Below are 23,911 nucleotides of genomic sequence, written 5' to 3' on the forward strand. Positions count from 1 at the left end.
CAGCCAGCGTCCAGAATTGAGCGTCCCACCCCTCGAAAACGTCGGCGTCACGAGCAGCGGATTCCGTCCGTCGAAACAAACTCCTGAATCCGCACCCCCGATGAGACGTTTCCGCAGGTCAAAGACCTACACAGGTGGGGCGGGTGGGACTCGAACCCACGGCCGGCGGATTATGAGTCCTTTGGGGATCTTGGCGACCCTTGTCGATCCATGCTCATCTTGGCCGTTTGGCCAGGTCAGACGTGGTCTGGCGCCTTAGACCTTCTCGGCTCTTGCCAGTCTTTTCCGATCCTTGTGTCCAACCTGCGTCCAGAACGCGTCCTGGAAGGACAAGACCAACCAGCTTCCGAGACGATCACCCCTGCTCGGGAGTGCGCCTCAAACTCGCCCGCAGCGGATACCCCTTCCCATGCGCGGTCGGGCGGACTGTAGCTCCGGGCGCACGACATGGAGAACGCCCCCTACCCATCCACTTCGTGCGAGACAGCCTAGTTCGGCGCACAGGCGGCACATGAGTACGGCGCGGGCCCGGAGTTCATGGCACCGGGCACAGCAAGGTCCCAGCCCCCGGACGGAACGACCTCACGCCTTGCGCAGGGTGAGGAGGTCGTGTCGACGGATGAACACCGCCATGGGATCCGATTCCACTCCTGGGACCGCCCTGCACACCAGTTCCTGTCGCTCGCCCTCGGACACTGCTACCGAAAGAGGCGGGCTTGAGCACCACGAGATCTTGACCTGAACGGTGTGCGTGCCGGGGGAGACCGCCCTCAGGCAGGTCTCGCCCCGCCGTAGGTCCCCCACGCGTTCGCCGTCCACGTACACCTTGTACCGGCGCAATTGCGCGTAGCTGTCGGCCTTGTCTCGGCGTACCGCAATCTCCGTCATACCGGATCACCGTTTCTCCCAGTTCGGGAAGACTCCGATTACCCAGGAGTCCACATCGGGGCTCCGCCTGTAGAAGACGTTCGATTGGACCGGATCGCACAACGCGACCAAGATCTCGCCTTCCTTCAGGTCCACCATCTGAAGAAACGACGTACTCCTACTGGCCTTCATGCGTGTCACCCTGAAATCCAGCCGGTGAGGGCCGGGGGGCAGCTCGATAAATCGGGGCGTCTTCGCGCCACGGCCACGGGAGCAGAGTTCCACACCCTCCTCCCGGACAGACACGATGCCCGCCTTGTAGGTCAGGCTCCGAACAGGTTCCCTTATCTCGGCGAACACCAGAACGCCCGTTCGCCTCCTTCTCCGTGCCCTCCGCAGGCGCCATCCGACGAGCAAGGGCAGTCGCTTCGACCCATCGAGCGGTTTCACGGATGGGCGACCGGGATCCGTCATGAGCTAGTCATCCTCCGAATGGCTGGAGTCACCCAGACTGCCCCCCGTAGCGGTTCCGATAATTGCATAACCCACAGAACTCGTATTGGCGACACCGGCAATGGTTCGCCCCAGCATCGCACCTCCTTTGAGAAGCGTCCGCGAGAAAATGCCGGCGCCCGCCGCCTCTCGAAGCGCTGAACTCGCCATACGACTGGCGCCGACCCCTGCTCCCGCCATTCCCAGGCTCGCCGCGCCCATCGTGCAGCTCCCCCACTGCTTGGAGACGCACGCGTCCGCGGTAGTGGCACCCCCCAACACGAACCCGCCGACCAAAGCCGCGTCAGCGACCCACCCCAGAGGGGTGATCATGGAAGCCACGGCAAGTCCAACGCCGATCCAGCCCAGGGCTTCGCTGTGCTTCTGCATGAACCCGTGTGCCGCTTGCCAGGTCGAATTCCATGCCTTCGACCACCAGGAGCGGTGCGGCTGGGGCTTGGGCGCGGGCGGGGTGTAGCCGCTGTCGGTAACGGGGTTGCTGTAGTGGTTGCTGATGGAGGCCGCCGTGCCCTTGGAAACCACCGTGCCCCGGCGGTAGTCGGCAAGGCCGCTCTTCGGGTCGTAGCCGACTTCCTTCTGGACCTTCTTCGAGCAGTTCGCCAGGTCGTACTGGCAGGAGTTGGGGCGCGAGCCGATCTCCTGGCCGGTTGGGTCGGAGAAGGTGACGGGGTTGTTCGAGGCGTAGGCGTAGCCTCCGAGTTCCTGTGGACTGTCGTCCTCGAAGACGGGATCGAGGCTCGTGAAACGGCCCAGGGTGGGGTCGTATTCGCGGGCTCCTACATCCGTGAGACCGGTGGTGGCGTCGGTGGTCTTGTCGAGGAAGGTGCGGTTGTCGGGCCAGCTCGCGGTGGTGCCGCGGGGGTTGCCATAGGGGTCGAACTGGCGCCAGGTGGGAGTCTGGGCGGTGTTGTCGAGGTAGAGGCTGTTGGTGCCGTGCTGGTCGGCGGCGAGTTCGAAGCCGTAGGCGGTGCCGGTTCCAGTGCGGAGGATGGTGGCGCCGCCGGGGGCGGTGTAGTAGCGGACTCCGGTGGCGGTGCCGGCGGAGTTGTCGAGGGTGATCTGTTCGCTGCCGAGGTAGAGGGTGGTGGTGGTCGGGTCGGTCTGGAGGAGCAGGTTGCCGTCGGCGTCGTAGATGTAGCTGGTGGAGGTGCCGGCGGTGGCGTCGGTGATCTTGGTCAGCTGGTCGTCGCTGTTCCAGGTGAGGGTCTGGTCGGCGGTGCCGGTGCGACGGGTGGTGGTGTTGCCGTCGCTGTCGTAGCCGTAGCTGGTGGACCCGGTCGTGCCGCCGGTGGTGGTCGTGGCGGTCAGGGTGTTGGACTGGCCGCTGGAGAAGCCGCTCGTGGTGACGGTGTCGCTGCCGGCGCCGGAGACGGTGTGCTGGGTCTGGGTGAGGCGGTTGCCGACGGCGTCGAAGGTCCAGCTGGTCCAGTAGGCGCCGCCGGTGATGCCGTCGCCGACGGTGCTGTGGTCACTGCTGGTGGGGGTGGCGGCGCAGTTGTCGGTGGCGGTCCAAGCGGTGGTGAGCCGGTCGAGGGTGTCGTAGGCGTAGCACTGGGTCTCGGCCGTCGTGCTGGAGCCGTTGCGGGTCTCGGTCTGGTGGGTGATGTTGCCGGAGAGGTCGTAGGTGTAGGCGGTCTCGTCGACGCTGGAGGGAGTGGCGGTGGAGCGGGTGACGAGTTGGTCGGTCAGGTCGCCGGTGTGGCTGTCGTAGGCGTCGGTGACGGTGGCGTAGGACGTGGAGGAGCCCAACTGAACCTGCGCGACCTGGTCATTGGCGCTGTACGTGGTGCTCTGTAGGTAACCGTAGGCACCGGCCAGGGCGTTGGGTTCGTCGTCGTTGTTGTAGCCGTGGGTGACGGTCTCGGCGGGCAGTCCGCCGCCGAGGGCGTAACCGTCGGTCCACAGCAGGCCTTTGACGCTGGTGTACGAGTGCGTGATCTTCCAGGTCTTGCCGAGGACCGAACCCTGTGCGGCGGAGGGGACGATGGTCTCCTCGCCCAGGGACTCGCCGAAGACGTTGAAGCCCAAGGCTTGTTGGACGTAGGCGTAGCCGCCGCTGTAGGAGGTCGCGGTGGTGACGTGGCCGACCGGGTAGGTCATGCCGGAGACGGCGGTGTTGGCGTTGTCATAGACCCAGGACGCGGTCTGGTTGCCGGGCGAGCTGGTCGACGTGTAGGCGGCCTGGTCGGTCGTGGCGGCCGCGTACCTGCCGGTCTTGCGGTCGAGGGCGTCGTAGGTGAAAGAGACGTAGTCGCCGCGGGAGTCCTTGGTCTGGAGCAGGTTGCTGTCGGCGTCGTAGGTCATGGTGGAGGTGCCCGCGGTGGGGTCGGTCTTGGAGGTCACCTCACCGGCCAGGTCGTACATGCTTGTCCACGTGTCGCCCTTGGCGTCGGTGGTGGTGGCCTGCCGGCCATGGCCGTCGTAGCCGTAGGTGGTGGCGCTGGTGGTACCGCCGGTCAGGTAGAAGACGCCGGTGGTGGTGTTCAGCGGGGTGACCAGCGTGGGCGCCGCCGAGTACTCGTCCAGCTCGCTGTCGCGGCCCAGGGCGTCGGTACGGGTGGTCTTGGTGACGCCGCCGGTGGGCGGGATGACGGTGGTGGCGTCACCGTTGTAGACCGTGGTGGTCGTCGAGACGATCGAACCGTTCTTCTCGGAGGTGTCGTAGACCTGCCGGCCGAGCCCGTCGTAGGTGAACACATCCTGGTCGGCGACCTGATTGTCGGCCACCGCCTTCAGCGACAGGGTCGGTGTGGTGGCGGAGTCCCAGTAGTCGTTGTTCTGCTTGGCCTTCCAGCCGCGTGAGTCATACAGGGTGTCGTCGATGAGACGTCCCCCCTGGGGGGTGTACGCCTGCGTCTGCCGCGTGCGGCCCAGGGAGTCGTCGATGGTTACAGAGGTGAGGTAACCGCTGTTGTCGTTCAGCGTGTTGGTCACCACGCCGGACACCGAGGTGTTCGACAGCGTGTAGGTGTAGGTCTCGTTGGCCAGGGAGCTGGTCGCGCGGGAGTTCTTCCACACCGAGGTCGTCCGCCCCAGCGCGTCGTAGTGCGTGGTGGTCACCACGTGGTCGGCGTCGGTGCTGGTCAGAGTCAGCCCGCGCTCGGGGTCGTACGTCTCGCTGGTGGTGTGGGCGACCCCGCTCACCGTGGGCTGGGCGACGCTCTGCCCGGTGGTCAGGTAGGCGGAGTCGACCGTGTAGGTGGTCGTGGTGGTGTTGCCGTTGCCGTTGGTGGTGCTCGTCAGCCGGTGGTAGGTGCTGTCGTAGGTGTACTGCGCGGTGGTCCGCCAACTGAAGGCCCCTGCACCGTAGTCGGTTGCGATGCGGGTCATGGTGACCAGACCCATCGTCGGGGCGGTGGGCTGCGGAAAGGCGGTGGCGAAGGTGGTGTCGTCGTAGAACGTCCGGGTCGCGGAGACCACCTGGTCCGGGCGGTTGACACTGGTGGGCGCGCCGAGGGTGTTAAGCCCGTCGGGGACGGACGTGACGGGGCCTTCGGTGAACCCGGAGCAGGCCACCGAGTCCTCCTCGGTTCCGGAGACCAGGCCCACGAGGTTGGCGCCGGTGTTGGCGGGCGCGTAGCTGGTAGCGGTGCACTGGTCGTAGTGAGAGTCGACCGGCACGGTGTGCTCGTAGCTGTAGGTCGGCAGCGCGAAGTCGTCGTCGGAGCGGATCGTGTCGTAGGTGGTGTCGGTCTCGGTGTCACGCCAGCTGGTGGTGCCGCCGTCGGTCAGGTGTTGGCGGGTCCACTCCTCCGCGGTGCCGGTCGCGTTCGCGGTCAGGTCCGGCAGTCCGGAGCGGGTGCGGGTGGCGGTCGCCGCGGAGATCCAGTACGAGGTGATCGTGGAGTGGTCGACCCCGCCGCCGTCACCGAGATACGACGTGGACTCCAGTACGCGCCCGGCGAGTTGGGGCGAGTCGGTGTGGTGGCCACCTTGCGAGTCGGTCAGCGAGATGCTGCGGGTCGAGGTGGAGGAGAGCCAGTCGCCGTCCATGCCTTGGTAGTAGGAGTCGACCTGCTTGGTCTTGGCGTCTCCTGAGCCGTTGCCGGTGGTGGTCGTCACCTGCTGGTAGCCGCGCCACTGCCCGTAGGTGCGGTACTTGGCCTTGGTGTTCTCGTCGTCGTCGTAGTGCCAGGCCGCGCCGCTGTAGGCGTAGTCGGTCTCCTTGGTCGCCGAGCCGCCGGTGGTGTCGGTCTCCAACACCTCCTGCACCGCGTACTTGTTGAACCAGTCCAGCATCGGGCTGATGTAGCCGCTGGGTGTCCAGTACTGCGGGGAGCAGGACGCCGTGTTGGAGGACGGTGTGGCGGAGGTCGAGCACGCTGTCGGCAGGGTGTAGGAGACGCCGGTCACCCCGCCCATCTCGTTGGTGATCGCCGTGATCCGGTAGCGGAACAGGCCCGGGTAGGTGGCCGTACTCACCCGGTTCTCCAGCGCCGAGCCGGTGAACTGTACCGGCGGCATGGTGATCGACGAGGTGGAGCCGCCCGCGCTGGTGTCCGAGCCGGTGCGCTGCACAGAAGACAGCCACAGCGTCGCGCTGGTCGCGTCCCCGGTCGACGGCTCGGTCTGGGTCAGCGCATAGGAGTCCACGGTCGTGTACGCGCCGGCCGATGTGGAGTACTGCTGGGTAGTGATCGAGGTCAGACGCACGGTGGAGAAGTACGACGGCGCATGCGCACTGCACGTCGCCCCGGACGCGCAGACCAAGTCGTAGGGGACGTCCGGGTAGTACGAGGCGTTGGAGGTGGTCTCCGCGCTCCCGCAGTTGGTGCTGGCGGAGGTGCAGCGCACCGACGTGGCGTATACGATCCTGTCGGGGACGGTGCCGTAGGGGCCGGTGGCCGTCGTGAAGCCGTAGTCGACGTGCGCGAGGTAGGAGTCGCGCACGTACTTGACCTCGGAATCCCCGTTGTGGGCGCCGTAGTAGTTAGTGTCCTGCTTGTAGTAGTACGCCATCGCCGCACCCGTCGCGGTGGTCACGTAGTCCAGGTGCCACTTGTAGGCCATCGTGCAGTAACTGCTGGTGGCCGTGGAGTTGTAGCAGGGGTCACCGGAGTGGGCGGCGTACACCCGCTGGGAGTCCACCGAATTCGTCGTGGCGTCGCCCGAGGCCCAGCCGGGCAGCTGATTGCGGCCGAAGTAGTACTTGGTGCCGTCCCGCTCCGTGATCACCCAGTACGACGTGTCGTACGTACCGGAGCCGTTCGACGAGCCGGTCACCTTGCTCACCGTCGCGCCGTTGTCGTCGGCCAGCTTGTAGGTGGAGGTGTCCTTGTCGTAGACGATCGCGTTCGATGACCCGTTCAGGGACAGGGTCAGGATCGGGCCGTCATAGCACTCGTCGGTGGTGGTCACCGAGCCCGCGCTGCCTTCCGGGGAGTCGTCGCACGGAGTGAACTCCTGTGTCACGAAGGAGTCTTGAGTGCTCCAACCGTCGCCCACCCACGGCGCCTGCGCCTGGGTGTTCGCGGTCTTCGCGTCCACGCTGCCCGAGTCGTACAACAGCGACGCGTCCGGTGCCAGCGACGTCGAGGCGCCGGGCACCTGCACCTTGTAGGTGTACGTGAAGTCGCCCGACGAGCCGGACTGGGCCCAGGATCCGGCCGAGGACAGGGTCGAGGCGTAGGTGCCGCCCGCCCCGCCCTCCTGGCCGGTGGAGTCGGTGGCCGCGATGACGGTCGCCGCACCAGAGGTCGACGCCGTCTGCGCCGAGACGGCCGTGGAGGCCGGGCCATTGTAGACGGCCGACACAGCCGCCCCCGCAGCAGGGCGGGCGGCTCCGGCCGAGGCGGGCTTCACCGAGGATGTGGCGGGAAAGGTGACGGCCGCCGACACAGCCGCGTCCTTGGTGTCATTCCGGGAGGTCAGTGGGGTCTGCTTGCGACACTTGGCAAGTTGAGGGGTCGTCAGTGCACAGGCGGGTAGTTCCACGAGACGCAGGCGTGAGGCGTAGTTGCCGCCGACGGCCTGGCTGAACGCGCCGTAGTTCAGGCCCACGTTCACCCGGCCCGAGCCGACCGCGGTCGTTCCGGAGCTGGTGAGGGACCAGACGGGGCCAGAGACGCCCAAGCGCGTGGACAGCGACCTGGGCCGGACCTGGACGCCCAGCGTCCTCGGACCGCTGTAGTCGCCCCTGCTGGGCGCGACAGCCTGCGCCCACACGGGTGTTCCCGACACGGTGGCCTTGGAGCCGGTGATCGCCGAGTGCTTCGGCGCCCCGAGTTCCAGGGTCACGGTCCTGGCGACCGGCCACGCGGTCCGGGTCGGCACGGCCGTGTGCCGGGTGGCGTCCGAGGTGCGCACGTCCTTGCGCGGAACGGACTTCAGGCCCGTGACGGAGCGGCCGACGTCCGGTTTCGGTTTCGCGGCCGGTTTGAGGGTGGCAGGGGGTGTGCTCGTCGACCCGAAGGCCGGCCCTACACACAGGGACCAGGCCAACAGCGCCGTCCATCCCACCGCCACGAGCCGCGTGCGTCTACCGGACACCGGATCCCCCTAGTCACGACCTTCAAGCCGAACTGAAGAAATACCCGAAAGTTCAATCGCGGAGAATATAGGGTTGGAAAAAACCAACCCATGAAGAATCCGCAGACGGCGACAGATTCAGACATCCACGACACTTATTACGCGTGATCTGAATCACATCGCCTCGCATGCGGCCTCAACTCCCCATACGGTGACGCGGCCTTGGATACACGCGATGCGGGCCCATTGACGGGCCGATCACCAAGGGTTCCTCAACCGGATTTTACAGAACGCTTGGACTTCTTTAGCAGCCCAGGAATTGGGGGAAAGAAATGCAAAAGAATGGGTCGGCTTCTCCGCCCCGCTCATGGGCGCGCCGCGCGGTCGTCGGTGCCGCCGTTCTCGCGGTCGCCGGCACGCTCGGCAGCCCCACTCCCGCCGGCGCCGCCGTCCCGGCGCACTCCCCCACCGCCACCCGGGCGCCGGCCGGCTCCTCCCCGGGCCTGACCCAGGACCAGGCGCTCGCGCAGGCCCGGTCCACCGGAAAGTCCGTCCAGGCGACGGCCGCCACGACGGACTCCTCCACGCTCACCGCCAACCCGAACGGCACGCTGACGCTCAGACAGACGATCGCGCCCGTACGCAAGTTGGTGGACGGAAGATGGAAGGACCTGGACGCGACGCTGGTCCGGCACCCGAACGGCACGATCTCCCCCAAGGTGGCGACCGGTTCCCTGACCCTCTCCGGCGGTGGCGCGGACGACCCCCTGGCCACCATGCGGGCCGGCAGCGGATCCCTCGCCGTGTCGCTGCCCTCCGCGTTCGCCCTCGGCACTCCCACCCTGTCCGGCCCCACCGCGACGTACCACGACGTGCTTCCCGACGTGGATCTCGCGGTCACCGCACAGGACTCCGGCGGGTTCAGCGAGGTCCTGGTCGTCAAGAACGCCACGGCCGCCGCGAACCCCGCCCTCACCGCCCTGACCCTCGCCACGAAGGCCACCGGAGTCACCCTGACCGGCGACAAGGCCGGTGACATCACCGCCAGGGACCACAGCGGCCGGACCCTGTTCTCGGCCACCGCCCCCACCATGTGGGACTCCACCCGGTTCGCCGCGACCACCCCGAAGGCGACCGACCCGAACACCGGCCAGGCCGTGGACCGGCACAACGGCGCCCCCCTCGCCTCCAGTCCGGCCGCTCCGGGCGACGCGGCCCGCAAGGCGAGCCTGAAGGCCACCTACCGCCCGGGCCGCATCGGCCTGTCACCCGACCGCGGCCTGCTGACCGGCGAGCACACCACCTACCCGGTCTACATCGACCCCACCTTCACCGCATCCGGCCAGACCGACACCGTCCAGGCCTGGGCGTTCGTCGACAACGAGTGGCCCGACACCGCATTCTGGAAGCCCGGCTCCTCCAACCCCGGTCCCCTGCACGTCGGTTACACCGACTGGACCTCCGACGTCTCCACCAACCGCTCGTTCTTCCAGACCAGCGTCCACAGCGCCCTGTGGAACTCGACGGTGATCTCCTCCGACATCTCCTTCTACGAGAACTGGTCGGCCTCCTGCACCGCCAAGGCCCTCGACCTGTACTGGACCGGCTCGATCTCCTCGTCCACCACCTGGAACAACCAGCCCTCCCGGCTCAGCAAGATCGGCTCCCAGTCCGTCGCCCACGGCTGGTCCACCTCCTGCGGACCCGCGGACGTCACGTACTCCCTCACCTCGCTGATGCAGCGGGCCGCCGACAACCACTGGTCGAAGGCCACCTTCGGACTCCTCGCCGCCGACGAGGGCGACGACCTGGCGTGGAAGCAGTTCAGCAAGCAGGCCACCATCACCACGACCTACGACCACACCCCCACCACCCCGACCTCGCTGACCACCAGCCCGGTCACCAACTGCACGGCCACCACGCCGACTTCACTGGGGCTGGGTGACGTCACCCTGCGCGCCGCGGTCTCCGACCCGGACGGCACCACCAGCCCGCTCACCGCGAACTTCACGCTGAAGAACATGGCGAGCGGCACGACCTACACCCGGGCGATCAACGCCACCAGCGGCACCACGGCGAGCACCCTCTACTCCCACACGGCCTCCGGACCCTTCAACGCGCTCACCGCGAAAACCGAGTTCGCCTGGTATCTCACCGTTACCGACCAGCACCTGACGAGCAGTCAGTCCAAGACCTGCCACTTCTACTACGACCCCACCGCCCCCGGCGCCCCCACCATCACCCCCGTCACCTCCACCACCAGCCAGTGCCCCGAACTCACCGACAGCCCCTCGGGCGACAGCCTGTGCACCGTGGGCACATCGGCGAGCTTCACGCTCACGGATACCAACACCACGTCCGCGCCCGGCAGTTACCGCTACCAGCTCAACGGCGGCAACCCCGTCAGCGTCAACGCCTCAAGCTCTAGCCCCTACACCGCCACCATCTCGCTCAAGCCCACCACCCAGACCGACGTCCTGACCGTCACCGCCGTCGGCGCCAGCGGCAACGTCGGCGACACCTACGACTACCGCTTCATCGCCCGGGCCCCCGCCACCGCCACCGCCGACGACCTCAACGGCGACGGCAACGCCGACCTGCTGACCGTCGGCGGCAAGAACTCCCTGCCGGCCGGGCTCTGGCAGGCCACCGGCAACGGCGGCGGCAAGCTCAACCCCGTCGCCCGCAACGTCGGCATCGACGGCAACGGCGTCTCCACCACCCAGACCGCCACCTCCTTCACCGGCACCCAGGCCGTCACCGGCCACTTCTTCACCGGCAACGGCTTCAACGACGTCCTCGACTACGGCTACGACACCTCAACCGGCGCCGTCAGCGGCGAGATCCTGCGCGGCCAGGGCGACGGCACCGACCTCCAGCCCGTCGACTCCCTTCCCATCACCAACGCCACCGGCGTCTTCGCCCTGACGACGACGACCTTCAACGACGACGGCACCACCACCGACACCACCACCCCGGCCACCTCCGTCGCCACCGGCGGTGGCCTCTACAACACCGTCAACGGCAACACCGCCACGGGCTATCCGGACCTCCTCCTAGTGATCAACGGCTCGCTCTACGACGAGAACTCCGTGCCCGCCGCGGGTCTGTACCCCGGTGCCGACCAGGCCACCGACCTCGCCGACTACAACCCCTACTGCCTGGCCCAGAACACCGGCACCACCCCCAACTGCACGACCGGCTGGGCCGGTTGGACCCTCACCAGCACCCTCGACGCAAACGGCATGCCGGAGCTGTTCGCCCGCGACACCAGCACCGACACCAACGACCCCTCCCACGGCCAACTCTGGTACCTCAGCCCCACCAACCTCCAGAACCTGACCTACGACGCCCTCTCCAACGGCGCCACCGACACCACCCTCACCTCCGTCGAGGCCGCCGCCTCCGGCTGGGACTCCGCCGGCCAGCCCACCCTCCAGGCCGCCGACATCAACAACGACCACACCCCCGACCTGTGGACCCTCGGCAGCACCGGCACCGCCACCGCCCACGAGATGACCCTCTCCGGCACCACCGCCACCTTCACCACCCCCACCGGCCAGGCCCTGAGCACCGACACCCACGACTGGCCCCTCAACGACTACGACACCACCGCCCTCACCGCCGACGACGCGGCCACCAGCGCCATCACCCTCACCGGCACCAGCGGCGTCACCGCCCCCGAAGGCGGCCTCTTCGACCCCGACGTCGCTCTCGACGCGAGCGACCACGACTACCTCCAGGGCAGCAAAGCACTGGACCTGACCGAGTCGTTCACCGTGTCCGTCTGGGCCGATCCCACCGCGTACGGCGGCGCCGTCCTCTCCCAGAGCGGCAGTGCCGACTCCGGAATCCTGCTCATCCCCACCACCACCGGCTGGCAGTTCAGCCTCAACACCGGTGCGGGCACCGCCTGGAGCTTCGACACCGTCACCGGCGGCACCGTCCACCTCGGCACCTGGGCCCACCTGACCGCGACCTACGACAAAACCACCGGCGTGATGAACCTCTACGTCGACGACGTCTTCGTCAACAGCGGAAACCACACCGCCCCCACCACCGGTGCCAGCGGCACCTTCCAGCTCGGCGACGCCCTCAACGCCTCCGCCCGCACGAACTACTACAGCGGCGAACTCGCCCGCGTCCGCACCTGGACCGGCTCCGTCGTACCTCCGGCACAGCCATACACCCCGGCCGGATACCACCAGGCCGTCACACCCACCCGCATCCTCGACACCCGCAGCAGCAGCGGTCTCACCTACACCAGCGGCATCACCGCCGGCGCCAGCACCATCACTTCCGACTCCGTCACCCAACTGAAGATCGCAGGAGACAGCGTCACCTCACCCGTCAGCAGCTCCCCCACCACCATCCCCGCCTCGGTCACCGCGGTCGCCGTCGACGTCACTACGACGGCTCAGACCGACCACGGCTACGTCACCACCTATGCCGACGGCACCCAACGCCCCCTCACCTCATCCACCAACTTCACCGCCGGCACGAGCAGGACCGGCTACCAGATCGTCCCCGTCGGCAACGACGGCAAGATCGACCTCTACACCCATCTCGACACCACCAGCGCCACCACCGCCCTGATCGTCGACGTCACCGGCTACTTCACCAGCGACGCCACCTTGACGGGAAATCAGACCTATACCCCGCTCACCAACGCCGTCCGCGCCCTGGACACCCGCTCCAGCATCGCCCACACCACCCTGACCAGCACCGGCACCGTGGCCGCCGGCACCAACTTCACCCTCCAGATCACCGGCCTCAACGGCGTCCCCGCCAACGCGACGGCCGTCGCCGTCAACCTCGCCGCCGCCAACGCCGCCGACACCGGCTTCCTCCAGGCATACGCCACCGGATACGCCCCCACCGCCGACACCAGCCTCAGCTACAACCCCGGCAACGCCATCGCCTCACTCTCCGGCGACGTTCCCATCGGCACCAACGGAACCATCACCATCTCCGTCCACAGCAGCGCCGCCGCTGTCATCGCCGACATCAGCGGCTACTACACCACCAGCACCACCGGTCAGAAATTCCACACCCTCAACCCCACCCGCCTCGTGGACACCCGCAGCGGCATCGGCGGAAGCTCCAGTGCCGTCGCCTCACTCGGCACCTACACGCTCACCACCAGCACCACCCAGCAAGTCACCATGGCCACCACCCCCACCCTCGCCGCCATGCTCACCGTCACCAACCCCACCGGCAGCGGCTACGCCATCGCCTACCCCACCGCCACCGGCAAACCCGCCACCAGCAGCCTCAACTGGGGCACGAACGACACCCTCGCCAACCTCACCCTCACCCCCACCGACACCAACGGACAGATAAGCATCTACAACAACAGCGACGGCACCGCCGACTTCATCTTCGACACCAGCGGCTACCTCAGCTGACCGGCGTATTTCCGTGAAATACCGAGGCCGGGCACTCCACCAGTGCCCGGCCTCCCTCACCTCATCCCTGAGGGACAGCGTCAGCATGCAGCGCGAACACTGATCCACGCTTGAGGTCCGCCACCGACGCCTGCGCACACCGCCGCGGGGCAGGGCAAGCGCCCCTCTGAGGCCAGCGCACCTGCGTTCCGGGCCGTTTCCTCTTCGGTCCGTTTCTCAGGCCATCGCCAGACACTCGCGCACCAGCCACCCGCTGCCGCTGACACCAGGTTCACCACCGGACACCGTCCTCAGGAACGGTCGAGCCGTCCCTGGTCTGTACGGCCCATGGATCTTGATACCGAGCCTCCAGGGCAACGCGACCGGGGGGTCCCTTCTCAACCTATTGCAGAACAACGTCCTCGCCCCGGAGCCGGACCACCCGCGAGGAACTCTGGATCGCGCTTGTGATCCAGATCAAAACGGACCTCAGACCGTCATGATCTCCCCGGCCTTCCAGCCGCGTGATCGCGTCGCACCCGGAACACACCTCCCGCGGGGAGTGAGCGGGCGTCGAAACAAGATCAGCTCCCCGGCTGGCCGTGGTCCGAGCCCCGAGGGGGACGTCCGGAACCTGTGGCACCCCCGCCGAAACCGTGCAGAGGGCGACTCCGTAGTGCAACGGCAACCCATTGAGCATCACCGGAGCAACGCCTTCCGCTTTCCTCGCGTCCAGCCAGCGTCCAGAATCCAGTGCCCAACCAGCCACAGGAGCCACATAACGAAAGGTTCAACCGCGCCGAACCGGCACATTCGTGCAGGTCAGAGGGCTTTCGAGCCGCCAGGACCAGCACCGAGGCCGAACCCACGCGCAGCGGATTCATTCCGTTCAGGCAAAGTTGACGATCCGACAGGACAAATTGAATGTTTCCGCAGGTCACAGGCCTGCACAAGTGGGGCGGGTGGGACTCGAACCCACGGCCGGCGGATTATGAGTCCGCTGCTCTAACCGGCTGAGCTACCGCCCCATAGCGGCGTGTCGCGTACATGTGTGCGCGCCGTCTGCCGCAGCATAGCCGCTCATACGATCTCCTGCTCCGCAGGGGCGACTTCGCATGCCCTTGAGGACACCGCCCGCGACCTGCACGGTTCCTCCGCACATGAAAAAGGACCCCGACGGGGTCCTCGATCATCTGCTCTCCCGACTGGACTCGAACCAGTAACCTGCCGGTTAACAGCCGGCTGCTCTGCCAATTGAGCTACGGAAGATCGAAGCTCCCCCGACTGGACTCGAACCAGTAACCTGCCGGTTAACAGCCGGCTGCTCTGCCAATTGAGCTACGGAGGAATGCCTCGTTGCATCGAACGTACCTCCCTGGGTATTCGCCAGGGGGCGGGCGCTCGCTGCGACACATACATTAGCGCAAGCAGGGGGGTGCTCCGCCAATCGGTTCCCCTGGCACCGACCGTCGCACCGGAGACCTACGCAAGGGAAGGGTGGGCGCCATGCGCTACAAGCTCACGTTCGTGGTCGGACTGACTCTGGGGTACGTGCTGGGCACCCGTGCCGGGCGCGAGCGCTACGAACAGTTGAAGAAATCCGCCCGTCAGGTCGCCCAGAACCCCGCCGTCCGCAACACCGCGGAGACAGCCGCTCAGCAGAGCCGCCAGTTCGCGGGCAAGGCGTACCACGCGGTCAGTGACAAGGTCGGCGACCGCGTCCCGGAGTCGGTGACCCAGCGGGTCCGCTCGCTCCGCGACCGCAACACCAACGGCGCACCGGAGGACGACTGGGGCACCAGCGACACCTGACTCCCGGGTGGCGAAAACTGGGCGCGGCCGGCCGCAGCCGTTCCGCGCCCGCGGCCGCCGCGCAGCCCCATCGACGCTACGCCCATAGAATTTGCGCCATGGGGATAGTCGCCGGGTTGGACAGCTCGCCCGAATTCACTCGCATCGTCGTCTGCGACGCGGACACGGGTGCCGTGCTCAAACAGGGGTACGCGCCCCACCCGGTCGAGGGTCGCCCGTCCGACGTCGACCCCCAGGCCTGGCTGCTCTCCCTCGGCGAGGCCGCCGGTGGCGGTCTCCTCGAAGGCGTGCAGGCCATCGGTGTGTCCTCCCAGCAGAACGCCGTCGTGCCTCTCGACGCCCAGGGCAACACCGTCCGCCCCGCCATGGTCGGCGGCGACAAGCGCGCCCAGGTCGCGGCGGCCGACCTCGTCGACGCGCTCGGCGGACGGGAGGCGTGGGCCCAGGCGGTGGGGTGTGTGCCGCAGGCCGCGCAGCCCATCACCAAGCTGCGCTGGATGAACAAGACCGAGCCCGAGGCCGCCCTGCGCACCGCCGTGCTCCTGCAGGCGCACGACTGGCTGGTGTGGCAGCTCCTCGGCCGACCGGTCCGCAGGACCACCGACCGCGGTGGTGCCTCGGGAACCGGGTACTGGTCCGCCGCCACCGGCGCCTACCGGGGCGACCTCGTCGAACTCGCGCTGGGCCACCAGGCGATGCTCCCCGAGGTGATCGGCCCCGCGGACGCGGCCGGTACGACCCCGGAGGGGCTGTTGATCTCCGCCGGGACCGGGGAGACGATGGCCGCCGCCTTCGGGCTCGGTATCGGGCTCGGGGACGCCGTCGTCTCGCTGGGCGCGTCCGGGTCCGTGATGGCCGTCCATTCCGAGGCGCTCGTCGACAGCACCGGGATGATCACTTCCCTGGCCGACGCGACCGGCATGCACCTGCCCGTCGTCACCACCCTGAACGCCGTACGGACCCTGCGCGGCGCCTCCGAGTTGCTCGGCCTGAGCGACCTGGAGAGCCTGTCCGAGCTGGCGATGAAGTCCACGCCGGGCGCCCACGGGCTCGTACTGCTGCCCTATCTGGAAGGCGAGCGGACGCCGAACCTGCCGCACACGGCGGGGACGCTGAGCGGGCTGCGGCGGGAGTCGATGAAGCCGGAGCACCTGGCGCGGGCCGCGTTCGAGGGCATGCTGTGCGGGCTCGCGGACGCGCTCGACGTGTTGCGCGGCCGGGGGGTCGAGGTGCGGCGGGTCTTCCTGCTGGGGGCCGCGGCCGAGCTGTCCGCCGTACAGGCCGCCGCGCCCGCGCTGTTCGGCGCGCAGGTCGTCGTACCGCAGCCGGCGGACTACGCGGCGATCGGGGCCGCCCGGCAGGCGGCCTGGGCGCTCGGGACGTCGCAGGGCACGCTCGATCCGCGTACCCCGCCGATGTGGCAGGGCCCGGCCGGGCAGGTCCTGGAGCCCGGCGAGGAGCTGGCGGTGGGGCAGGCGGTGCGGCAGCAGTACGTGTCGGTGCGGGAGCAGACGTACCCGGGGGCGTTCCGGTAGGCAAGCACCCGGAAGGTAAGGGTCCGGTAGGAGTCCGAGCCCGCGAGACCCCGTAAAGCCGTATGAAGCACTGCTGTCGGCTTAATCGGTTGAGGTAACGCGGGTGGAGTGTCCGACGATAGGGGCCAGGGGCAACCAACCGCCCCACCGCCGACTCCGAGAGACGTAGCGTGCTCATACGACTTCTGCGGACCTATCTCAGGCCCTACAAGAAACCCATCGCCCTCCTGGTGCTGCTGCAGTTCCTCCAGACCTGCGCCACCCTCTACCTGCCCACGCTCAACGCGGACATCATCGACAACGGCGTCGTGAACGGGGACACCGGCTACATCCTCGGCTACGGCGCTGTGATGATCGGCATCTCACTGGTGCAGGTGGTCTGCAACATCGGGGCCGTGTTCTACGGCGCCCGGACCGCCGCCGCGCTCGGCCGGGACCTGCGGGCGGCGGTCTTCGACCGGGTCCAGTCGTTCTCGGCGCGCGAGGTCGGTCACTTCGGGGCGCCCACACTGATCACCCGTACGACCAATGACGTCCAGCAGGTCCAGATGCTGGCCCTGATGACGTTCACGCTGTTGGTGTCTGCGCCCATCATATGCGTGGGCGGCATCGTGCTGGCGCTCGGCCTGGACGTGCCGCTGTCCGCGGTACTGGTGGCCGTGGTGCCGACCCTGGGCATCTGTGTGACGTTGATCGTACGGCGGCTGCGGCCGCTGTTCCGGTCCATGCAGGTGCGTCTCGACACGGTGAACCGGGTGCTGCGCGAGCAGATCACCGGCAACCGGGTCATCCGGGCCTTCGTGCGCGACGCGTACGAGGAGGACCGGTTCCGGAAGGCGAACACCGACCTGACGGAGATCTCGCTCAAGACCGGCAACCTGCTCGCGCTGATGTTCCCCGTGGTCATGACGACGGTGAACCTGTCGTCGATCGCGGTGGTGTGGTTCGGCGCCCACCGGATCGACAGCGGCGGGATGCAGATCGGCGATCTGACCGCGTTCCTCGCCTATCTGATGCAGATCGTCATGTCCGTGATGATGGCCACCTTCATGTTCATGATGGTGCCGCGCGCGGAGGTGTGCGCCGAACGCATCCAGGAGGTGCTGGACACCTCCTCCAGCGTGGTCCCGCCGGTGGCGCCCGTCACCGAGCTGCGGCGGCACGGGCATCTGGAGATCCGGGGCGCGGGCTTCCGCTACCCGGGTGCCGAGGAGCCGGTGCTCAGGGCGATCGACCTGGTGGCCCGGCCCGGCGAGGTGACCGCCGTGATCGGCTCGACCGGCAGCGGCAAGTCCACGCTGCTGGGCCTCGTGCCCCGGTTGTTCGACACGACCGACGGCGAGGTGCTCGTCGACGGCACCGAGGTGTCGACCATCGACCCGAAGCTGCTGGCCAGGACCGTCGGGCTGGTGCCGCAGAAGCCGTATCTCTTCGCGGGCACGGTCGCCACCAATCTGCGCTACGGCAACCCGGACGCGACCGACGAGGAGCTGTGGCACGCGCTGGAGGTGGCGCAGGCCAAGGGCTTCGTCGAGGGGCTGGAGAACGGGCTCGACTCCCCCATCGCCCAGGGCGGCACCAATGTCTCCGGTGGTCAGCGGCAGCGGCTCGCCATCGCGCGCACGCTGGTGCAGCGGCCGGAGATCTACCTCTTCGACGACTCCTTCTCGGCCCTCGACTACGCGACCGACGCGGCCCTTCGGGCGGCGCTCGCCGAGGAGACCGCGGAGGCCACCGTCGTGATCGTGGCCCAGCGGGTGGCCACCATCCGGGACGCGGACCGGATCGTCGTCCTCGACGAGGGCCATGTCGTCGGCACCGGCACCCACCGCGAGCTGATGGCGGACAACGAGACCTACCGGGAGATCGTGCTCTCCCAGCTCACGGAAGCGGAGGCTGCCTGATGGCCGGGCCCATGGGGCGCATGATGGCGGGCACCGGTCCCGAGAACCGCTCGCTGGACTTCAAGGTGTCCGGCAGGCGGCTGCTCGCCCAGTTCAAGCCGGAGCGGCTCACCCTCTACGCGATGCTGGCCTGTGTCGTGGTGAGCGTGGGCCTGAACGTGGTCGGGCCGAAGATCCTCGGCAGGGCCACCGACCTGGTCTTCGCGGGCATCATCGGACGGCAGATGCCCACCGGGGCGAGCAAGGAGGAAGTCCTCGCCGGGATGCGGGAGCGCGGCGAGGGTCAGGTCGCCGACATGCTCCGCAGCACCGACTTCACCCCCGGCAAGGGCATCGACTTCACCGCCGTGGGGCAGGTCCTGCTGCTGGCGGTCGGGGTGTTCCTCGTCGCCGGGCTGCTGATGGCGGTGGCGACACGGCTGGTCAACAGGACCGTCAACCGCACGATGTTCCGGATGCGCGAGGACGTCCAGACGAAGCTGTCGCGGCTGCCGCTGTCGTACTTCGACAAGCGCCAGCGCGGCGAGGTCCTCTCCCGGGCGACCAACGACATCGACAACATCGGCCAGACCCTCCAGCAGTCGATGGGTCAGCTCATCAACTCACTGCTCACCATCATCGGTGTGCTCGCGATGATGTTCTGGGTGTCCTGGCTGCTGGCCCTGGTCGCACTGGTCACCGTGCCGCTGTCGTTCGTCGTCGCCACCCGCGTGGGCAAGCGCTCGCAGCCGCACTTCGTGCAGCAGTGGCGCACTACCGGCAAGCTCAACGCCCACATCGAGGAGATGTACACCGGGCACACCCTGGTGAAGGTGTTCGGCCGCCAGGACGAGTCGGCCGCGCAGTTCGCCGAGCAGAACGACGCGCTGTACGAGGCCGGGTTCAAGGCGCAGTTCAACAGCGGGGTCATGCAGCCGCTGATGATGTTCGTCTCGAACATCAACTACGTTCTGGTGGCGGTCGTGGGCGGACTGCGGGTCGCGTCCGGCTCGCTCTCCATCGGTGACGTGCAGGCCTTCATCCAGTACTCCCGGCAGTTCTCGATGCCGCTGACGCAGGTCGCGTCGATGGCGAACCTGGTGCAGTCGGGTGTCGCCTCGGCCGAGCGGATCTTCGAACTCCTGGACGCGGAGGAGCAGGAGGCGGATCCGGTGCCGGCGGTGCGGCCCGAGGAACTGCGCGGGCGGGTGGCGCTGGAGGGCGTGTCCTTCCGGTACGACCCCGAGAAGCCGCTCATCGACGACCTCTCGCTGAAGGTGGAGCCCGGGCACACGGTCGCGATCGTCGGCCCGACGGGAGCCGGGAAGACCACCCTGGTCAACCTGCTCATGCGGTTCTACGACGTCTCGGGCGGCCGGATCACCCTCGACGGCGTGGACATCGCGAAGATGTCCCGGGACGAGCTGCGGGCCGGGATCGGGATGGTCCTCCAGGACACCTGGCTCTTCGGCGGCACCATCGCGGAGAACATCGCGTACGGCGCCTCGCGCGACGTGACCCGGGGCGAGATCGAGGAGGCGGCGCGGGCGGCACACGCGGACCGGTTCGTGCGCACCCTCCCCGAGGGCTACGACACCGTGATCGACGACGAGGGCAGCGGGGTGAGCGCGGGCGAGAAGCAGCTCATCACGATCGCCCGGGCCTTCCTGTCGGACCCGGTGATCCTGGTCCTCGACGAGGCGACGTCGTCGGTGGACACGCGTACGGAGGTGCTGATCCAGAAGGCCATGGCCAAACTGGCGCACGGCCGCACGTCGTTCGTGATCGCGCACCGGCTCTCGACGATCCGGGACGCGGACACGATCCTGGTGATGGAGAACGGCTCGATCGTCGAACAGGGCACGCACACGGACCTGTTGGAGTCCGGCGGGGCGTACGCACGCCTGTACAAGGCACAGTTCGCGCAGGCGGTGGCGGAGGTGGACTAGCGGGAAAGGGGCCGTTGGGAAACGGCCCCTTCTCAGTCCAGGTAGCCCCTCAGCTGATCCGCGAAAGCGTGATCCCGCAGCTTGTTCAGCGTCTTCGACTCGATCTGCCGTATCCGCTCCCGAGTCACCCCGAAGATCCGCCCGATCTCCTCCAACGTACGTGGACGCCCGTCGGCCAGCCCGTACCGGAGTTGGACTACCTTCCGCTCACGCTCGCCCAGCGTCGACAGCACAGCCTCCAAGTGCTCCCTGAGCAGTAGGAACGCCGCCGACTCGACCGGCGAGGCCGCGTCGCCGTCCTCGATGAGGTCACCGAGGGCGACATCGTCCTCCTCGCCCACCGGCGCATGAAGCGACACCGGCTCCTGGGCGAGCCGCAGCACCTCGCTCACCCGCTCCGGCGCGAGTTCGAGATGCGCGGCGACCTCTTCCGGCGTGGGTTCGTACCCGCGTTCCTGCAGCATGCGGCGCTGGACGCGGACGACCCGGTTGATCAACTCGACGACATGGACCGGGACTCGGATCGTCCGGGCCTGGTCGGCGAGGGCTCGGGACATGGCCTGGCGGATCCACCAGGTGGCGTAGGTGGAGAACTTGTAGCCGCGGGCGTAGTCGAACTTCTCGACCGCCCGGATCAGGCCCAGGTTTCCCTCCTGGACCAGGTCGAGCATGGTCAGGCCGCGGCCGACGTACCGTTTCGCGACGGAGACGACCAGGCGCAGGTTCGCCTCGATGAGCCGGCGCTTGGCCATCCGGCCCAGCACGACCAGGCGGTCCAGGTCGAGCCCCAACTGGCTGTCCAGATCCGGGGTGTTGAGAAGTTTCTCCTCGGCGAACAGGCCGGCCTCGACCCGGCGGGCGAGTTCGACCTCCTCGGCGGCGGTGAGCAGCGGGATACGGCCGATCTCCCGCAGGTACTGGCGGAACAGGTCCGAGGACGGCCCGCTGGTGTCGGCCCGGTTGCGGGCGGGTTCGACCGGCTCGGGGGGCTCGGTGGCCTCCAGCGCCTCCGCGGGCGGTTCGGCGGACTCGGCCGGTGTGTCCGGCTCGGCCTCGGGATGGTGCACGGCACGGCTCTGCGGGGGTACCGCGACCAGTACGTCGGTCTCGGCATCCGGCTCTGCTGTGTCGTCCGCACTGTTCTCGGTCTGTGCGAGGGTCTGGGTCTGCACGGGGGCGACCTCCAGGATGATCGCTGCCAAGGGGTACGGCAGCGGTACTTCGGGGGCGGAGTCGGCGGCCTCGCCGCTGTCCGTCCCGTACGCGATGAGCGGAACCGCGGGGGTCTGGGACCCGCTGGGGACGGATCGGCCGCGCTCCGAGGACTCAGGCACCGGAACCCAGTGTGGAGTACGACACACAGCCGCCACGAGGGGCGTGCGGTGACTTTTTGAGTCCGGTCCGTGACCGCGTGGTTACTTTGCCTTACGAGTGCGCGGCCCTGCGGGGCTTGAAACCTCTGCGCCACCCGGCGGAGCCGCACATCGATGCGGCCCCGCGCCCCTGGGGCCGGCCGCGTCAGCCCCTCAGAGAGCCGCCGTGCCCTGCTCCCGCAGTGCCTGGCCGTACTGCTGCAACACCCACATCTCGTTCTGCACGGCGGCCAGATGGGCCGGGTCGCCGCCGGTGCCGAGGCGGATCAAGGTGCCCTGGATCTCCTGGATGCGGCGGTCGACGGCGCGGCGGCGGACGGTGACCAGCTGGTCGCCGGCGTAGTTCTCGTCCACTGTGCGCCGCATGATCGCCTCGACGGCGAGTTCCGTGACCATCGCGCGGACCGCGTCGTCGGGGGCGGCCTCACGAACCCGGACCAGGTAGTCCTGCGAGTCCTGGACGCCGTACTCGGCGCCGCCGGCGTCCATGATGGCCTGGCGTACGGCCGCGTAGGGCGGGGCGGTGAACTCGTCGATGCCGTACGCGTCGAAGGCCGGGGAGACCAGTTCGGGGCGCTGGAGGGCGAGCTTGAGCAGCTCGCGCTCGGTGGCGTAGACGGGGTTGCGGAGGGTGAGGGCGGGGCCGGAGACCGCGGGGCGGGGGGCGCTGTCGTACGGCTGCTGCGGGCCGCGGGCCGCGGGGGCCGGGCCCTTGCCGCCGCGGTCGCGGGCCCAACGGGCCAGCTGGGCCACCCGCTTGACCACGAACTGGGTGTCGAGGATGCCGAGCATGCCGGCCAGCTGGACGGCGACCTCGTGCTGGGCACCGCTGTTCTTGATGCGGGCGACGATCGGGGCGGCTTCGTCGAGCGCCGCCGCGCGGCCCGCCGGGGTGTCGAGGTCGTAGCGGACGACGATCTGGCGGAGCGCGAACTCGAAGAGCGGGGTGCGGGGTTCGACCAGGTCGGCCACCGCGTCGTCGCCCTTGGCGAGGCGCAGGTCGCAAGGGTCCATGCCGTCGGGGGCGATGGCGATGTAGGTCTCGGCGGCGAACTTCTGGTCGTCCTCGAAGGCGCGCAGGGCGGCCTTCTGGCCGGCCGCGTCGCCGTCGAAGGTGAAGATCACGCGGGCCGAGCCGTTGTCCATCAGCAGGCGGCGCAGGATCTTGATGTGGTCGCCGCCGAAAGCGGTGCCGCAGGTCGCGATGGCGGTCGTCACCCCGGCGAGATGGCAGGCCATGACGTCGGTGTAGCCCTCGACGACGACCGCGCGGGACGCCTTGGCGATGTCCTTCTTCGCGAGGTCGATGCCGTAGAGGACCTGGGACTTCTTGTAGATCGCCGTGTCGGGCGTGTTGAGGTACTTCGGGCCGTTGTCCGCCTCGTAGAGCTTGCGGGCGCCGAAGCCGACGACCTCGCCGCCGATGTCGCGGATCGGCCACATCAGACGGCCGCGGAAGCGGTCGATGGGGCCGCGGCGGCCCTCCTGGGAGAGGCCGGAGAGCAGGAGTTCCTTGTCGGTGAAGCCCTTGCCGCGCAGGTAGCGGGTGAGGTGGTCCCAGCCCTGGGGGCTGTAGCCGACGGAGAAGTGGGCGGCGGCGGCCTGGTCGAAGCCGCGCTCGGCGAGGAACTGGCGGCCGGTGTCGGCCTCCGGGCCGGTGGCCAGCTGCTCCATGTACCAGTCGGCGGCGATCTTGTGGGCCTCGACCAGGCGGATGCGTTCGCCGCGCTGGTGGGCGGGGTTGTAGCCGCCCTCCTCGTAGCGCAGGGTGATGCCGGCCTGGGCGGCTAGGCGCTCGACCGCCTCGGAGAAGGTGAGGTGGTCGACCTTCATCACGAACGTGATGGTGTCGCCGCCCTCCTGGCAGCCGAAGCAGTGGAAGAACCCCTTGCTCGGACTGACCTGGAAGGACGGCGACTTCTCGTCGTGGAACGGGCACAGGCCCTTGAGGTTGCCGCCGCCCGCGTTGCGCAGCTGGAGGTACTCGGACACCACGGCGTCGATCGGGACCGCGTCCCGTACCGCCTTCACGTCCTCGTCGTTGATCCGTCCTGCCACGTGGTGATTCTACGGGGCCGAACTGACACTCCTGGGGCGAGACGGCTTTCCGGCCGGGGGTCCGGG

General features: G+C 68.3%; 10 protein-coding genes and 3 tRNA genes. 5 read left to right on the forward strand and 8 right to left on the reverse strand.

Annotated elements, in window-relative coordinates:
• Positions 1 to 582: 582 nt before the first annotated feature.
• The 3 genes from ACI2L1_RS28325 to ACI2L1_RS28335 are packed head-to-tail and all read right to left on the reverse strand — an operon-like array spanning position 583 to position 7,869.
• Positions 583 to 888, reverse strand: a complete 306-nt coding sequence (locus ACI2L1_RS28325; RefSeq protein WP_404742201.1) for a hypothetical protein — start codon at positions 886 to 888, stop codon at positions 583 to 585.
• Between the two features lie 6 nt (positions 889 to 894).
• On the reverse strand, positions 895 to 1,341 hold the full coding sequence (locus tag ACI2L1_RS28330; RefSeq protein WP_404742202.1) for a hypothetical protein: 447 nt from the start codon (positions 1,339 to 1,341) through the stop codon (positions 895 to 897).
• 3 nt (positions 1,342 to 1,344) lie between these two features.
• A complete protein-coding gene (locus tag ACI2L1_RS28335) occupies positions 1,345 to 7,869 on the reverse strand; it encodes an RHS repeat-associated core domain-containing protein (protein ID WP_404742203.1) in 6,525 nt (2,174 codons plus the stop codon).
• 311 nt (positions 7,870 to 8,180) lie between these two features.
• Between ACI2L1_RS28335 and ACI2L1_RS28340 the strand changes: the two genes are divergently transcribed.
• Positions 8,181 to 13,256 (forward strand): beta strand repeat-containing protein, encoded by a 5,076-nt coding sequence (locus tag ACI2L1_RS28340; protein ID WP_404742204.1) that lies wholly within the window; start codon positions 8,181 to 8,183, stop codon positions 13,254 to 13,256.
• A 933-nt stretch (positions 13,257 to 14,189) separates the two neighbouring features.
• Here ACI2L1_RS28340 and ACI2L1_RS28345 read toward each other — a convergent pair.
• From ACI2L1_RS28345 to ACI2L1_RS28355, 3 genes are all read right to left on the reverse strand, one after another.
• Positions 14,190 to 14,263, reverse strand: a tRNA-Ile gene (locus tag ACI2L1_RS28345).
• Between the two features lie 168 nt (positions 14,264 to 14,431).
• A tRNA-Asn gene (locus ACI2L1_RS28350) sits at positions 14,432 to 14,504 on the reverse strand.
• A gap of 6 nt (positions 14,505 to 14,510) precedes the next feature.
• A tRNA-Asn gene (locus ACI2L1_RS28355) sits at positions 14,511 to 14,583 on the reverse strand.
• A gap of 158 nt (positions 14,584 to 14,741) precedes the next feature.
• Here ACI2L1_RS28355 and ACI2L1_RS28360 point away from each other — a divergent pair.
• The 4 genes from ACI2L1_RS28360 (at position 14,742) to ACI2L1_RS28375 (ending at position 20,414) form a co-directional block, all read left to right on the forward strand.
• Positions 14,742 to 15,047 carry a YtxH domain-containing protein gene (locus ACI2L1_RS28360; RefSeq protein WP_404742205.1) on the forward strand — a complete coding sequence of 102 codons (306 nt, stop codon included), beginning with the start codon at positions 14,742 to 14,744 and terminating at the stop codon, positions 15,045 to 15,047.
• Positions 15,048 to 15,145: 98 nt separating this feature from the next.
• On the forward strand, positions 15,146 to 16,582 hold the full coding sequence (locus tag ACI2L1_RS28365; RefSeq protein ID WP_404742206.1) for an FGGY-family carbohydrate kinase: 1,437 nt from the start codon (positions 15,146 to 15,148) through the stop codon (positions 16,580 to 16,582).
• 170 nt (positions 16,583 to 16,752) lie between these two features.
• Positions 16,753 to 18,486, forward strand: coding sequence for an ABC transporter ATP-binding protein (locus ACI2L1_RS28370; protein WP_404742207.1), 1,734 nt, complete (start codon positions 16,753 to 16,755; stop codon positions 18,484 to 18,486).
• On the forward strand, positions 18,486 to 20,414 hold the full coding sequence (locus tag ACI2L1_RS28375) for an ABC transporter ATP-binding protein (RefSeq protein WP_404742208.1): 1,929 nt from the start codon (positions 18,486 to 18,488) through the stop codon (positions 20,412 to 20,414). Before ACI2L1_RS28370 ends, ACI2L1_RS28375 begins: the two co-directional genes overlap by 1 nt.
• 32 nt (positions 20,415 to 20,446) lie before the next feature.
• On the opposite strand, the gene ACI2L1_RS28380 is transcribed toward ACI2L1_RS28375, so the two are convergent.
• Together ACI2L1_RS28380 and dnaG are read right to left on the reverse strand one after the other, a co-directional pair.
• The gene (locus ACI2L1_RS28380; protein WP_404742209.1) at positions 20,447 to 21,748 is read right to left on the reverse strand and encodes an RNA polymerase sigma factor; all 1,302 of its coding nucleotides are present in this window, start codon (positions 21,746 to 21,748) and stop codon (positions 20,447 to 20,449) included.
• Between the two features lie 192 nt (positions 21,749 to 21,940).
• Positions 21,941 to 23,845: a DNA primase gene (gene dnaG / locus ACI2L1_RS28385; protein ID WP_404742210.1), complete on the reverse strand. Its 1,905-nt coding sequence runs from the start codon at positions 23,843 to 23,845 to the stop codon at positions 21,941 to 21,943.
• Positions 23,846 to 23,911 lie beyond the last annotated feature (66 nt).

The sequence above is a fragment of the Streptomyces sp. NPDC019531 genome (assembly GCF_044903305.1).
Lineage (GTDB): Bacteria > Actinomycetota > Actinomycetes > Streptomycetales > Streptomycetaceae > Streptomyces.

What these genes read in the sequence shown, in the direction of transcription:
- ACI2L1_RS28340 (WP_404742204.1), top strand. Translation starts at nt 8,181, where the DNA reads ATGCAAAAGAATGGGTCGGCTTCTCCGCCCCGCTCATGGGCGCGCCGC.
- ACI2L1_RS28375 (WP_404742208.1), top strand. Translation starts at nt 18,486, where the DNA reads ATGGCCGGGCCCATGGGGCGCATGATGGCGGGCACCGGTCCCGAGAAC.
- ACI2L1_RS28360 (WP_404742205.1), top strand. Translation starts at nt 14,742, where the DNA reads ATGCGCTACAAGCTCACGTTCGTGGTCGGACTGACTCTGGGGTACGTG.
- ACI2L1_RS28330 (WP_404742202.1), bottom strand. Translation starts at nt 1,341, where the DNA reads ATGACGGATCCCGGTCGCCCATCCGTGAAACCGCTCGATGGGTCGAAG.
- ACI2L1_RS28365 (WP_404742206.1), top strand. Translation starts at nt 15,146, where the DNA reads ATGGGGATAGTCGCCGGGTTGGACAGCTCGCCCGAATTCACTCGCATC.
- ACI2L1_RS28325 (WP_404742201.1), bottom strand. Translation starts at nt 888, where the DNA reads ATGACGGAGATTGCGGTACGCCGAGACAAGGCCGACAGCTACGCGCAA.